The sequence below is a fragment of the Pseudoalteromonas nigrifaciens genome, from assembly GCF_002221505.1.
GTDB classification, from domain to species: domain Bacteria; phylum Pseudomonadota; class Gammaproteobacteria; order Enterobacterales; family Alteromonadaceae; genus Pseudoalteromonas; species Pseudoalteromonas nigrifaciens.
Genome location: NZ_CP011036.1, coordinates 2216517 through 2231765, shown reverse-complemented (window position 1 = coordinate 2231765; position 15249 = coordinate 2216517). Strand labels below are relative to the sequence as shown.

Genomic DNA, 15249 nt, shown 5'->3' with positions numbered 1-15249 from the left:
CGAGTTATATGACAGTGTGGTGAAAAGTTATTATTTAATTTACCCTATATAGATCTAATTTACGGCTCTGTAAGTATAAGTTTTATTATTAATTTGAGCGTTCATTCAAAAATACCCTTGAATGTTTACCAAATGGCCGCATTTACACACCATACTTGCTATTTAGGTTGAGCATTTAGTGCTTAGCCATTCCCACACAAAGGATCCACAATGTCGATTGATTTACTTGCCCCGTATAAATTAAACAGCACAATTGAGCTTAAAAACCGCGTATTAATGGCGCCGTTAACGCGCAGTATGGCTGATGATAACCTAGTGCCAACCCAAGCTATGGTTGACTACTACGCGCGCCGTGCAGATACAGGGTTAATTATTAGCGAAGCGACAATTATTCGCCCAGACGCGCAAGGCTATCCTAATACGCCGGGTTTATTTACTAGTGAGCAAATTCAGGGCTGGAAAAAAGTAACCGACGCAGTACATACCAATGGCGGCAAAATATTTGCCCAGCTTTGGCATGTTGGCCGTGTTGCTCACCCACACTTTTTTGATGGCGATGTACTTGCGCCATCAGCAATTGGTGTAGAAGGGACAGTTCCGCGCATGCGTGAGCTTACTTACATTACGCCAAAAGCGGCAACCACAGATGATATTAAAAGCTTAGTAGCCGATTACGCAAAAGCAGCCGAAAACGCAATAGAAGCAGGCTTCGATGGCATAGAAATTCACGGTGCTAACGGTTATTTAATTGATCAGTTTTTACATTATGCAGCAAATGAGCGCAATGATGAATACGGCCAAACGCCTGAGAACATGGCGCGTTTTGCGCTTGAAGTAACCGACGCAGTTATTGCTGTCGTTGGAAACGAACGTACCGCTATTCGTGTAACGCCGGGTGCTTATTTTAATATGACCGAGGATAGCCGCGACAAAGCCGTATTTGATTATTTGTTAGCTGAATTAGACACAAAAGATCTTGCTTACTTACATGGTGGAATTTTTGACGACAGCATGCGTTTTGACTCGCTTGAAGGCAAAAACACCTCTGAGTTTTTACGCGCAGGCTACAAAGGTACGTTAGTAGGTGTGGGTAGCTATAGTTTTGAAACAGCAAAAGAGGCGATTAACGATGCTAAGTTTGACTTAATTGCCATTGGTCGCCCACTTATTGCAAACCCAGACTACATAAGCAAAATTAGTAATAATCAACCGCTGGTAGAATACAATGCCGATATGCTTAGCGAGCTGGTGTAACTATTAGTTTTATAATTATTTAAAACGATTTTTAAGACAACCCATAAGCTTACTTTTGGGTTGTCTTTTTTTGTACATATTCCTGCCATAAATTTCCCATATTTGTTTAATTTTTATGTAAATAAAGTTCATCCCCGTTGTCATATTTAAAACTCATACTGCTCCCGTTTTCATAATAATTAATTTTTAATAATTAAAACTAAACGGGACAACAATGTACGCTTTAAAAAACAAATCGCTTTTGAGCATGGCTATAGCCATGGCTGTATCAACATCTGTTTATGCAAACGACAAGACTATAGAGGAAATAACCGTAGTTGCTAAGCCTACCAGCTATGCTAACAACGTTATTGAGCCTGCAATGCTTGAGCAACAAAGTTCGGTAGCAAGTATATTGTCGGTGATTGATAATTTACCGGGTATTAGCATAAACGAAGGTGATGCATTTGGTGGTGACGATTGGTCCACCACAATTACAATGCGTGGTTTTAGTATTGACGGTAACCAACAGCAATTAGGGATGACAGTAGATGGCATACCCAATGGTGGCTCTAATTACGGTGGCGGCGCTAAAGCAAACCGTTTTCTGGACAGCGAAAACCTGGCTACAGTTGAAGTAGGTCAAGGTACGTCTGATATTAAATCGGCATCGCTGGAAGCGCTAGGTGGTACATTTAATTTTGTAAGTAAAGATCCCAGCCTCGAAAAAGGCACTACGTTTGCCTATACATCGGGCAGCCACGACGCCTCGCGTTATTATATTAAGCACGAAACAGGCACTGTTTTTGATAATACCCAAGCATACGTAAGCTACTCGCAAACCGACACCAGCCGTTGGATTGGCTCGGGAAGTAATGGCGGTAAAGACAACCAACATGCTGAGCTTAAGTTTGTATCTAATTTTAACGATTTAACCCTAACCGGACGCTTATCTTACGACGATGTTAGCGAAACTAACTACAACAGCGTGAGTATTGAGCAATTTGAGCAAACCCCCAATTGGGATCAATTAACGTGGAACTGGACAGGGGTTCCGCACTTTGATCAAATGTTTGCCGAAGGTTGGGGGACGCTGCGCGAAAACACTTTAGGTTATTTAAAATTTGAATATGCAATTTCGCCCACATCACTATTAACGATTAGCCCTTATTATCATAAAAACTCGGGGCGTGGTGACTGGATCCCACCTTATTTAACAACCCCAGTAGATGAAAACGGCGAGCCAACAACACAAGGCGGTACTAATGCTGGCTCGTATGGTTTTGCTGATAGCGAGGGTAACCCGCTTGCACCTAACTCAGGTTGTACAGCAAGCTTAAATTGGCCGTGGGAGTCGGGGCCTGGTTTAAATCCGGCGTGTTACGACGATACAGCAACGCCCGTTATGTCTTATCGTCATACCCATTACAAAAAAGATCGTTTAGGCGTAACTGCTAACTACCAAGCAACGTTTGGTGATCACGATATTGAGGCTGGTTTTTGGTATGAGCAAAGTGAGCGAGAAGAGTCGCGTGATTGGCACAAAGTAATTGATGCGCGTATTTTTCATCATTTTGAAAACACCCCTTACTGGACTCAGTACAAAAATACCTTTGATACAGATACGTTCAAATGGTACATCCAAGACTCTATTAACTTAGGCGATTTAACCTTAAATATTGGCGCTAAACAGTATTTAGTTGAGTTACAAAAGTACGACCACTTTGCTAACGAAAGCTCTGATAAAGTAGACAGCGACTCTGATGTGTTATTTAGTGGCGGCGCGCTGTATCAGTTAAATAACGATACCGAATTATTTGCAAGTTACAGCGAAAACTTTGCTGCAATTAAAGACGGGGTGCTAGAGCGCGACAGTTCAACACTGACTGAAATAGAGCCAGAAACAGCAAAAAACATTGATTTTGGGGTACGCTACCAAGCCGATAGATTAACGCTAAGCGCAACGGCCTACAGCGTTAAGTTTGATAACCGCATTACCTTTATTGCACCAGGCAGTGATTCAGGCGGAATTGACTACACTATTGGCACTAATGGTTCATACATAAATGTAGGGGGCATCGATTCTAAGGGGTTAGAGCTCTCTGCAAGCTATATGCTCACACCAAGCTGGAGTGTTTATTCGTCGTATACCAATAGCAGCTCTGAATATTCGTCTGATGATCCAAATGCATATGACTCACAAGGCGTATTACTACAAGATAAAGAGGGCAACACTGCAGCGCCAAGCTTTAAAAAAGGCGATAGCTTAATAGATACATCGGAAGATTTATTGGTTGTATCTACCGATTACTTTAGTGACGGCTTTCGTGTTGGTTTGTCGGCTAAATACACAGGTGAGCGTTTAGGTGCATGGCAAGACGAAGGCACGCGAGCACGCAATAAAGTAGACGGCTACACGGTACTCGACTTTAATGCAGGTTACTCAACCGATGTAGACGCAGGGCCATTTAAAGCCATTGATCTCTCGTTTGTTGTTTATAACATAACCGATAAAAGCTACTTAGCAGGTGGCACAGGTAATGGGACTACTTACTTTATTGGTGCTCCTCGTACTGCTGCGGTTACGTTTACTGCAGATTTTTAAGTCGTAATATAAATTATTTTAAGCCCATTATTAATGGGCTTTTTGTTATAAAAATAGGCCGGTAACAATATGAAAACGATTTTAAAAGTAAGTGCATTTAGTTTAATTGCCCTAGGAAGCGACTTTGCAGCGGCAGTACAAACAGCTGATCAAAATGTAGTGTTGGTAACGCTTGACGGTGTGCGCTGGCAAGAGGTGTTTAGTGGCGCTGATAAAAACCTTATTAATAATTCCGATTTTGTTAAAAAGCCAGAGCAGCTAAATACAGAGTTTTGGCATAACAGCTCTGCAAAACGCCAGCAACTGCTGATGCCGTTTATTACCCAAATTGTAGCTAAGCAAGGGGTAATAATTGGTAATAGAGAGCAAGGCTCTAATATGTCGGTAAGTAACCCGTGGTATTTTTCGTATCCCGGTTATAACGAAATACTTAGCGGTGAGGTAGATGAAGGTATTAATAGTAATGATAAAATCCCTAACCCAAATCACACTATATTAGAGCGTTTGGAGCGCCAACCCGCGTTTAAAAATAACACCGCCTTATTTGGTAGCTGGGATGTATTTCCTTCAATACTTAATACTGAGCGCAGTAAGGTATATGTTAACGCCGGATTTATGCCAATTGAGGAGGATTTATTTGAAAATGCGCCACTTTTAAATGCCATGCAAAATGAAATTCCGAGCCCTTGGAGCAATGTACGATTAGACAGTTTTACTTATCGGTTTGCTAAGGCGTATATGTTAGCTAAAAAACCAAAATTATTAGTAATAAGTTTAGGAGAGACCGACGACTTTGCTCACGATGGTGATTACCACGCGTATTTAAAATCGGCAAAACAAAGTGATGCTTTTATAGCTGATTTATGGAATACCATTCAAACAACACCGGGTTATAAAAATAACACTACCCTCATTATTACCACAGATCATGGCCGTGGTAGTAACGCAAGCGACTGGCAGCATCACAGTTCAAAACGCGCCTTAGCAGCACTGCATATAGGCGAAAATAAGTTTCCCGAGGGCATTATAGGCTCCGAACATATTTGGCTTGCCGCGATTGGCCCTGCAATAAAAGGCCAAGGCTTAGTTAAAACAACTACTGAGCTAAAACAAACGCAAATTGCCGCAACAGTGTTAAAGGCACTTGGGCAAAATCCAAAGCAGATAAATTTGAATATGGCACCGGCGATTAATGAGATTGTAAAATGAAAATAATAACCGCGGTAGTATTAACCAACTTACTTGTAAGCTTTAGTGCTTTGAGTGCTCCCTCTAAAATATTATTTGGCTCGTGCGGGCATCAAGATAAAAGCATTCCTATATTCGATGCTATAAACAAAGAGCAGAGCGATTTATTTATATTTTTAGGTGACAATATTTATGGCGACACCAATAATATGAGCGTACTTGCTAATAAATACCAGCGCTTAGGAGCAAAGCCCGGTTTTAAAACACTAAAAGCGCAAACGCCTATTATAGCTATGTGGGATGACCACGATTATGGCCAAAACGATGCAGGTAAAGAGTATCCGCATAAAGAAGAGTCGCGGCAAATTATGCTCGATTTTTGGCAAGAACCTGCAAACTCACCACGACGCACTCGCCCTGATGGTATTTATACCTCGTATACGTATGGTGAAGGTGAGCAAACTGTGCAGGTGATTATGCCAGATTTGCGCTGGAACCGAGATGCGTTAAACGCAGTAAGTAAGTTGGAGTACGACACTAAGCGCAAACTAAATAATCAAGGCCCGTATAGCCCAAGTCATGTTAAAGGCGCATCAATGCTTGGTGAGGCGCAGTGGCAATGGCTTGAACAAGAGCTTAAAAAGCCCGCGGCTATAAAGCTAATTGCCTCAAGCTTACAGCTACTTCCCGATTTTACAGGGTGGGAGTCGTGGGCTAATTTCCCCGACGATCGAAAGCGTTTATTTACACTGATCAAAAAGCATAAAGTAAACGGCGTAGTTATTATTAGCGGCGATACCCACTGGGGCGAAATTTCACAGTATAAGCACAACCTTGACTACCCACTAATAGAAATGACCAGTTCTGGCCTAACCGAAAAATGGAAAAATGTAAGCCCTAACACACACCGAATAGGGGATTTTACCCACCAGGTTAATTACGGCGATTTAAGCATAGACTGGCAACAAGCCGACCCGTCAATTTCATTACAGCTCAAAGATATTGATGGTAAAGCAATAATGCAAAGTCAGTTTAAACTCTCAAGCATTAGCCCTTATTAATTATCGCCCTTATAAAACGCACAGTAAATAGCATCACTACAGTGCGTATAAAATTTAACTAACCCGCTGATTTATTAAAGCCAATTTGCGCTAATCGCTACCCCTGTAATTGAAAATATCTTACACTCGTTTTATCTCAAGCAAGGACAGGTAAGTATGCTCAATATTATTCAATCAAACCGTATGGAAGCACTGCAAGCGCAGTTTCATCAGTTATTAAAAACCAACCCATTAGCAAGCCCATTCGACAAAGAAGTGGTACTGGTGCAGTCACCGGGTATGTCGCAGTGGCTAAAAATTGGTTTGAGCGAAAACTTAGGTGTAGCGGCGCAGGTGGATTTTCCGCTGCCTTCGAGCTTTATTTGGCAGTTGTATCAGCAACTTTTACCAAATGTACCTAAAGAGTCGGCGTTTAATAAACCCAACCTTGCATGGAAACTGTTTGCTATTTTACCAAGCTGTGTTAATGAGCCACTGTATTTACCGCTAAAAACCTATTTAGAGGGCGATATTGACGGCCAAAAAACCTTTGCCTTGTGTGAAAAAATAGCCGACGTGTACGACCAATATTTAATGTACCGCCCGCATTGGATTGCCACATGGGATAGCGGTACAGATGAACTTGATGATGTTGATGTAACCATAGCCCCGTGGCAACCTGATTTATGGCGACGCATTGTACAGTTAAGCCTAGAGCTTGGGCAAAGTCAGTTTCATCGCGCGAATATGCAAGGACAACTGCTGGCAGCGCTTGAGACAATGGACAACAGCTTATTACCACAACGCATTAGTTTATTTGGTATATCGGCCATTGCCAGCTCGCAGCTTGAAGTATTTACAGCGCTGAGTGAAAAAACCGAGGTATTTTTATTCTTTTTTAATCCCAGTGAGCATTATTGGGGCGATATTATTGATGAAAAAACCGCCGCTAAAATAAGTGCAAAATACGCCAAAATGCCGCTGGTGGAAGCGCAGGAAAAAAAGCAAACTAATCCCGATGAAGAATACTACTTTATAGGCAACCCACTGTTATCCTCGTGGGGTAAATTAGGTCGCGACTACTTTGAGCAGCTAGTACAGCTAGACGCCCGTTGGATTGATGGTTTTATTGATGTGTTTGACGACACCTTACTTGGGCAAATACAAAGTGAAATTTATCAGTTGGCGTTTAAAGGTGAGTCACTGACCGATAACAAAGAGTGGTTTATAAACGACGAAGGTAAATTGCCTATAAGTGCAACCGACACCAGCATTACGCTAAGCGATTGCCATACACCGCTTCGAGAAGTTGAGCGTCTGCATGACTACTTACTTAATTTATTTAATCAAAACCCTGCGCTTACCCCCAAAGACATAATAGTAATGATGCCCGATGTAGGCACTTACAGCCCGTACATTGAAGCCGTTTTTGGTGGTGCACAAGGTAGTCGCTTTATTCCTTACGCACTTGCCGATTTAGCCATAGAGCAAGAAAAACCTGTGCTTAGCTCGTTTGCGAGTTTAGCTAATTTACCGTTTTCGCGCTTTGGTGTGTCGGATATTCTCGATTTATTACAAGTGACACAAATAGCCGAAAAATTTGGCCTGGAGGCACACGAGTACGAGCAAATTCAATATTGGCTGGAACGTGTTGGCGTTAAATGGGGTATAAATGCCGATCATAAAAGCAGCTTTGATTTACCCGCTATCGATTTAAATACCTGGCAACACGGGCTTAACCGTTTATTACTAGGTATTGCGATGCGCGACGAGCAATGCCCGTTTAACGGCATTTATAGCGCCGATGAAGTAGAAGGCATGGCGCTTGATACGCTTAATAAGCTAGTGCATTTTATTGATGTGCTACAAAGCTTTAAAGAGCAATTAACGCCCGACGATACGCTTACCAACAAAGCGCATGTTTTAAGCGAGTTGCTTAGTGCAATTTACGAGAGCGAAAGCGACGACAGCTGGGATTTATTGGTGCTGCAAAACGTGCTCGAAGAGTTACAAAAGCATCATAATAATGGCGACTACAGCAAAGCGGTATCGCAGCGTATTGTTAGTTACTTAATTAAACAAGGCATTCAAGAAAAAGGCGTAGGGCAGCGGTTTTTAGTGGGGCAAGTTAACTTTTGTACCCTAATGCCAATGCGCGCCGTGCCATTTAAAGTGGTGTGTATGCTGGGTTTGAATGATGCCGACTACCCGCGTAACGTACAGCCGATTGGTTTTGACTTAGTGCCTTATTCTAAAAAACAAAAAGGTGACCGATCACGTAAATTAGATGATCGTTACTTATTTTTAGAGGCGCTACTCAGTGCCCGCGATAACTTATACATGAGTTACATTGGTCGCTCGTGTTTTGACAACCAGCCGCGCATGCCATCAACCCTTGTGAGCGAGCTGCTAGAATATATTGGGCGTAGCTTTGCATTAAGCGACGACAGCGAAAAAACACTGCCAGAGTGTTTAATTAGCCAACAGCATTTACAGCCCTTTAATAGCCATTATTATTTAGCCAATGAGCAAGCAAACACTGTGCTGAGCAACCACAGCTATAATCCAATTTGGCTGCCAAGTGAGTCAATAACCCCACAAGTCGTGAGCGCGCTTAATGCAACACCGCCTGAGCAGTTAGAGCTCGATGTGTTTATTCGCAGTGTTTGCAACGCCCAAGAGAGTTTTTATCAACAAAGTTTAGGATTGCGATTACCGCAATTTAACGAAGTAGTAAAAGACGAAGAGCCCTTTAGCCTAGACGCATTGCGCCGCTATTTTTACCTTGATGAAATACTCGAAGCCAACATTAACGAGCTGCCACTTAGTACAGAACAAATATTGCAACGCGGCGAACTACCACAAGCCAACGTAGGTAGCTTAATATTTGAGAGCATGCAGCACCGAGTAGACGCATTGGCAGGGCAAGTGAAAGAGCAAATTAAAGGGGGCAAAAGCGACCCTATAAAGGTAGCCCTCGAACTAGAAAACACTAAAATAGAAGGCTGGTTAAACCATATTTATTTGCAAAAACAAGTGTTTTATCGCAGCGCTAGTATAAAAGCGAAAGATTTAATTAAAGGCTTTATTTATCACCTAGTAGCGCAAAGTATGGAGCAACAAGTAGAAACGCTAATACTTGGGCTTGATAAACAAGTTACCTTTGCGCCAATAAGTAAAACCGATGCCGATGCATTGTTACTTGATTGGTTTGAGTTATACAAAGCACTGCGCAACGAGCCCGTGGCGTTTTTTCCGGTAAGTGGCTACGAGTACGTAAAAAACGGTGGCGATATAGCAAAAGCCATGAGTAAATTTAGCCCGCAATACATAGGGCGAGGCGAGGGCGAAAACCCCTATATTCGCTTAACGGTACAATCGCTTAACGACTGCCAAGACGAGTTTATACAGTGGAGCGATAAATTACTCGCACCGTTATTTGCACACGCTAAGGAGAGTGACCATGCAAGCGCTTAATCCACTTACTATGCCACTAACAGGGCAAAGCTTAATTGAAGCCAGTGCCGGTACGGGTAAAACGTATACAATTACTGGTCTATATTTACGTTACTTATTGGGAATGCAAATAGCCGATGATGCAAACTCGCTATTAAATAAGCCGCTAAGCGTTGAGCAAATACTGGTGGTAACTTTTACCGATGCTGCCACGCAAGAAATTAAAGACCGCGTGCGTAATCGTATCATCACCGCGCGCGATGCACTTCTTGGGCAAGACCCAAAAGATGAACTTATAGCAGGAGTTATAGCTGCCGTTGATGATAAACACCGCGCCTTTGATTTACTCGATGCAGCGGCTAAATCGATGGACGAAGCGGCTATTTTTACCATTCATGGCTTTTGTCAGCGCATGCTAAAACAACACGCGTTTGAGTCGGGTGTGGCGTTTAACTTAGAGTTTATTTTGGATGAGCGCGACATATTGCTCGAAACCATTAAAGATTTTTGGCGCGCCTTTGTATATCCACTCAATAAAGAAAAAACCGATGCTATTTTAGGCGTGTTTGCCGCGCCAGAAGCTTTATTTGGCAAAGTGTCGAGTATTTTAAATAAAGCGAATGCGCAAATAACCCCGCAAGTAAACTTAGATGATGTATGGCAAGCGCGTGACGAGTATATAATCCGTGTACCTGCATTTAAAAAAGCGGTATTAGAGCAAGAGTTTATAGCTGCGATTAAAGGCTCGGGCTTAAGTGGTTCTAAAACGCCAGGGCGCAAAGGCAGCCTTGCAGCACTTGAAGCCTTTTGTTTAGGCGGCGATTTGTTTTTTGAATTTGGTACTAGCAAGTATTCGTTTGAGGTATGGAGCAGTGAAAACTTAAGCGATATAAGTAACTATAAAAAAAATCAGCCGCTATTTACACATCCGCTATTAACTGAATTTGACCAACTGGCAGCACTTAATAACACCATAAACCAAGGGCTAGCAATTGCTGTAGTGCAGCATGCGGCAAAGTGGGTAAAAGCAGCCGTAATAAAGCGCAAGCAAGAGCAAAGCGTGATCACCCCAGATGATTTACTTAGCAATTTACACAGTGCATTAAATAACGAGCAAGGCAATGTACTGGCGCAAAAAATTGCCCAGTTGTTTCCGGTGGCTATGATAGATGAGTTTCAAGATACCGATCCGATTCAGTACGGTATTTTTAGTAAAATTTACCAGCAAGAGCACACTACACTGGCGATGATTGGCGATCCTAAACAGGCTATTTATGGTTTTAGGGGCGCAGACATTTTTACCTATATTGGTGCCAAAGAAGCGGTGCAAAAACAGCAGCAATTTACGCTAGGTACTAACTTTCGCTCTAGCAGCGATGTAGTAAGCAGCGTAAACAGCTTATTTGGTAAGCACGCTAACAGTTTTATTTATAACGATGCCATACCGTTTAATGCAGTAGCAGCTAAAGGTAAAAAAGCTGACGAGTCGTTTTTGATTGACGGACAAGCAGCCACTGCGTTTGAATTTTGTGTATTTAGCGACACCGCCGCAGATGAAAAAAACAAGCCGACAGGCAAAGCCATTGGGCAGCAGCACTTAGCCACCTTTTTTGCCAATAAAATAGTTACTTTACTAACGCAGGCCGAGCAAGGGCGAGCCTGTATTGGTGAACAGCCAGTAAGCGCTGCAGATATTTGTATATTAGTGCGCGACCGTGTTGAAGCGCAAATAATGAAAAAGGCCTTAAGCAACGCTAAAATTGCCAGCGTGTATTTATCGCGCGAGAGTGTGTTTAGCCAAGAGCTTAGCCATCACTTACTTAATTTTTTAACTGCGTTGCATGGCCAGTATGATGAGTCGCTATTACGTGGGGTGTTAGCAGGGCCGTTATTTTGTTTAAGCTATAACGAAATATATGCACTGGCAGATGACGAGGCACAATGGCAAGAGCACTTAAACTTTTTTGCGCAACTTAACCATATTTGGAACAAGCAAGGCGTTATGGCAATGCTTGAGCGCTTAATGAGCCACAATCAACTTAGTGCTAAATGGCAAGGCTTAGGCTACAACGTTGAGCGCTGGCTTACCGACTTTAGGCACCTTGGAGAAATACTACAGCAAAAACAAATTGAGCTTGAGGGCACACTGCGTTTACTGCGCTGGTTTGCACAAAAGGTAAGCCAGCAAGATGGCGAAACAGTGCAAGTACGCCTAGAGAGTGACGCTAATTTAGTTAAAATAGTGACTATGCACGCCTCAAAAGGGCTTGAGTATCCGCTGGTATTTATGCCCTTTGCTAGTGGCTATCGTGAAACAAAAGAAGCGCTGTATCATAATAATGGCACACTAATTTACGATTTAAGTAAAGGGGATGACGCACTGCAAAAAGCAGAGCAAGAGCGCCTTGCCGAAGATTTACGCTTACTGTATGTAGCACTCACTCGCGCGGTACACTTTTGTGCTATTGGTATGTATAACATTGGCCAGGGGCAAAGTAGCCGTTTGGTAATACAAAGCAGCGCCCTGGGGCATGTGTTATTTGCAGGGCTTGAAATTACGAGCAGTCAAATTTGGCGTAACCATTTAGCCGATTTTTGCAGCGAGCATACAGGTATGGATTATCAGCAATTCACCTCAGAGGATTTATTAGCTCAAGGTACTTTAAGCTTTAATAATAACGTTGATGCTCAGCAAACATTGAGTATAAATAATGTAACAGCCAATATTGAGCGTAATTGGCGAGCAACTAGCTTTAGTGCGCTGAGCTTTAAAAAGCATATCGACCACCTAGCGCCTGGGCGCAGTGATGAGGATCATGAAAAAGATGAATTTGCCGTACAAGAAGACGAAGCACCTTCTGCGTATAGCTTTCCTAAAGGGGCAAAACCGGGGAGTTGTTTACACGAAATTTTTGAGCAAATAGATTTTACTAGCCCAATAGAGCACCCAGTTAATAAAGAGCACAATTTAGCAGACGTTATTAAACGCAGCCTAGAGAAGTACCATATTAGTGAACACTGGCAAGATGTTACTCAGCAGTGGATATTAGACGTTCTTGCTTGCCCGCTTAATGGCGATAGCAATGTTAATGCTGATGCCTCAGGTAATAGTACCTCAGGTAATAATATCTCAGGTAACAGCTCTTTAGTTAATAGTAATGGCCTGAGCTTAAGCCAACTAGCGCCAAGCGATTGCCTAGTAGAAATGGAGTTTAACTTACCGCTTAAAAGTTTAAGTGCGCCGCAGCTTAATGAAATTCTTATAAAACATTTTGGTTTTGAGCACAGTAAGCTCGAATTTAGCCACGTAAAAGGGCTGTTAAAAGGTTTTATCGATTTAATATTTTGCCACCAAGGTAAATATTATATTTTAGATTATAAATCTAATTACTTAGGTAGTAACGCTGCTGATTACGAGCACGATATGCTTGAGCAAGCCATGAGTAGCCACCAGTACCATTTACAGTATTTAATTTACACCGTAGCGCTGCATCGTTTGCTAAAACAGCGTATAGCTGATTACTCAGTTGAAACTCATTTAGGCGGCGTGTATTACACCTTTTTACGCGGCATGCCAGCTGGGCAAGGTGTGTACTTTAAAAAGCTCACCACTGAGCAAGTGACTATTTTAGATGGTTTGTTTAGCCAAGGAGCCATGTTATGAGTGAACTAAATAATCAACCGGGCCTTTTTGATCAAGAGTTTGATCAAGAGTTAGATCAGGAGCTTGAGCTAAATGAGCAAAACCCTACTTTAAGCACAGCAGTGCCTTTACTTACCTATTTACTTAGCGAAAACCGCATTCGCATTGTGGATGTAAAGTTAGCTGAAATGCTCAGTAAAAGTAACAGCGATAGTGAAAAGGCGCACAATGAGATGTTTTATCTGGTGCTATTACTGTGTTTATCGCAGCAAAGCCAGCATAGTTGTTTAACCTTAAGCGAGGTTGATTGGAGTAACCCTTTTAATTTACGCCGCAGCGACGTTAGTAAAGCACAAGGGAGCGTGCCAGATAAGCTAAGCCCGTTTAGTGAAGGGTTTAATTATGAGCAGGTGCTTAGCTATTTACAAAACCATACAAGCGTTGGAGACAACAAACCACTGCAACTGTTTAATCAACGCCTTTATTTTGCGCGCCTTGCCGGATACGAGCAAACATTAGCGAGCCGTTTACTAACAATGAGCGAGCGTAAACTTAATATAAATAATGAGTTATTAGCTGCGCTACTTAATGAGTATTTTACACCCGATGTAAACATTACCACCGATTGGCAAAAAGTAGCCTGTGCTATTGCAGCCACCAAAGGTTTTAGCGTTATTACTGGCGGCCCAGGTACTGGTAAAACGACCACTGTGACTAAATTACTCGCCATTTTACAGTCGCTTTACAAAACCGCACCGCTGAGTATTAAGCTGGTGGCACCTACAGGTAAAGCTGCAGCGCGTTTAAGCGAATCAATTTTAGGCGCTAAAGATAAGCTCACTAATATACCCGCTGATATTAAAACGTTAATCCCCGAAAGTGCACAAACTATTCACCGATTATTAGGGGTAAAACCCTTTACCAATAAATTTAGGCACAATAAAGCGAATCCACTGCATTTAGATGTGTTGATTATAGATGAAGCCTCAATGGTCGACTTATCGCTGATGGCAAAACTAATTGAGGCATTACCTGCACATGCACGGTTAATACTCTTAGGTGATAAAGATCAGCTGGCCTCGGTAGACACCGGCAGCGTAATGAGCGACTTATGCCAAGGGTTAGTACTGGGGCAAACACCTGGTTATTCACCTGCACGATGTGATGAGCTAAATAACTTATGCTTTAACGGCGAAGCTAAATTAATAGCGCAAAGTAATAGCGCGTTTAAACTTGCCGATTGCATTGCATTTTTACAACACAGCTACCGCTTTGATGCACAAAGTGGTATTGGTCAACTTGCGTTAGCGGTAAATACCAATAACACAGGTGTTTTAAATTACGTTGAGCAAGAAAGTGTTGAGGGGCGTTTTAAGGATGTGATTTTAGATTACGACTTTATAGCTAAACCTATCGAAAAATTGGTTAAAAGCGCTGCAAGTAAATACACACATTACCTTAGTTTAATTGCTCAAGGTGCAAGCGTTGCAGAGGTGCATAAAGCCTTTGCAAGTTATCAGTTACTGGCCGCGGTGCGTGAAGGTGATTACGGAGTTAATAGTTTAAATCAGCGTATTGAGCGCGTTTTACAACAACAAGGACTTATTACCCTAAGCCCGAATCAGCGCCATTATACCGGTATGCCAATAATGGTAAGCCAAAACGATTATCAGCTTAAGTTGTTTAATGGCGACATTGGTATTTTAATGCCCGATGAAAGCGGCCAGCTTAAAGCACTATTTATAGACGAGCAGGGGAATCAACGGGCGTTTTCGGCAGCACGCTTACCTGCGCACGACAAAGTATATGTAATGACTATACATAAATCACAAGGATCAGAGTTTAGCTACACCGCCATGGTATTGCCGCCGCTAAAACAAGCCCGCATGGGGATAAATAGGCAGTTAGTGTATACCGGCATAACGCGTGCTAAAAATACCTTTGAGCTGGTGGCAGATAAAAAAGTATTGTTACTGGCAATGAATAAAAGTGTGTCTAGGGCATCTGGTTTATATGAGCGTTTAAAGCTTGAATGATTAAGCTTTTAGGTGGGGGTAATAAAAAGGGTTTGCCATGGCAAACCC

At 42.3% G+C, this 15249-nt stretch carries 7 protein-coding genes; all 7 read left to right on the top strand.

Features of this window, described 5'->3' with window-relative positions; all coding sequences use genetic code 11:
- The first annotated feature begins 210 nt into the window (after positions 1-210).
- Positions 211-1254, top strand: coding sequence for an alkene reductase (locus PNIG_RS10650; protein WP_011328537.1), 1044 nt, complete (start codon positions 211-213; stop codon positions 1252-1254).
- Between the two features lie 214 nt (positions 1255-1468).
- Positions 1469-3838 carry a TonB-dependent receptor domain-containing protein gene (locus tag PNIG_RS10645; RefSeq protein ID WP_089368467.1) on the top strand — a complete coding sequence of 790 codons (2370 nt, stop codon included), beginning with the start codon at positions 1469-1471 and terminating at the stop codon, positions 3836-3838.
- A 69-nt stretch (positions 3839-3907) separates the two neighbouring features.
- Positions 3908-5047: an alkaline phosphatase family protein gene (locus PNIG_RS10640; protein WP_089368466.1), complete on the top strand. Its 1140-nt coding sequence runs from the start codon at positions 3908-3910 to the stop codon at positions 5045-5047.
- Positions 5044-6087 carry an alkaline phosphatase D family protein gene (locus PNIG_RS10635; RefSeq protein ID WP_089368465.1) on the top strand — a complete coding sequence of 348 codons (1044 nt, stop codon included), beginning with the start codon at positions 5044-5046 and terminating at the stop codon, positions 6085-6087. The genes PNIG_RS10640 and PNIG_RS10635 overlap by 4 nt, the downstream gene beginning before the upstream one ends.
- A 156-nt stretch (positions 6088-6243) precedes the next feature.
- Positions 6244-9543, top strand: coding sequence for an exodeoxyribonuclease V subunit gamma (gene recC, locus PNIG_RS10630; protein ID WP_089368464.1), 3300 nt, complete (start codon positions 6244-6246; stop codon positions 9541-9543).
- A complete protein-coding gene (gene recB / locus PNIG_RS10625) occupies positions 9530-13186 on the top strand; it encodes an exodeoxyribonuclease V subunit beta (RefSeq protein WP_089368463.1) in 3657 nt (1218 codons plus the stop codon). The genes recC and recB overlap by 14 nt, the downstream gene beginning before the upstream one ends.
- Positions 13183-15201, top strand: a complete 2019-nt coding sequence (gene recD, locus PNIG_RS10620; RefSeq protein ID WP_089368462.1) for an exodeoxyribonuclease V subunit alpha — start codon at positions 13183-13185, stop codon at positions 15199-15201. Before recB ends, recD begins: the two co-directional genes overlap by 4 nt.
- Positions 15202-15249 lie beyond the last annotated feature (48 nt).

Bases quoted from the DNA above. Each gene is read 5' to 3' on its own strand.
- PNIG_RS10640 (WP_089368466.1), top strand. From the start codon at position 3,908: ATGAAAACGATTTTAAAAGTAAGTGCATTTAGTTTAATTGCCCTAGGA.
- recC (WP_089368464.1), top strand. From the start codon at position 6,244: ATGCTCAATATTATTCAATCAAACCGTATGGAAGCACTGCAAGCGCAG.
- recB (WP_089368463.1), top strand. From the start codon at position 9,530: ATGCAAGCGCTTAATCCACTTACTATGCCACTAACAGGGCAAAGCTTA.
- PNIG_RS10635 (WP_089368465.1), top strand. From the start codon at position 5,044: ATGAAAATAATAACCGCGGTAGTATTAACCAACTTACTTGTAAGCTTT.
- PNIG_RS10650 (WP_011328537.1), top strand. From the start codon at position 211: ATGTCGATTGATTTACTTGCCCCGTATAAATTAAACAGCACAATTGAG.
- PNIG_RS10645 (WP_089368467.1), top strand. From the start codon at position 1,469: ATGTACGCTTTAAAAAACAAATCGCTTTTGAGCATGGCTATAGCCATG.
- recD (WP_089368462.1), top strand. From the start codon at position 13,183: ATGAGTGAACTAAATAATCAACCGGGCCTTTTTGATCAAGAGTTTGAT.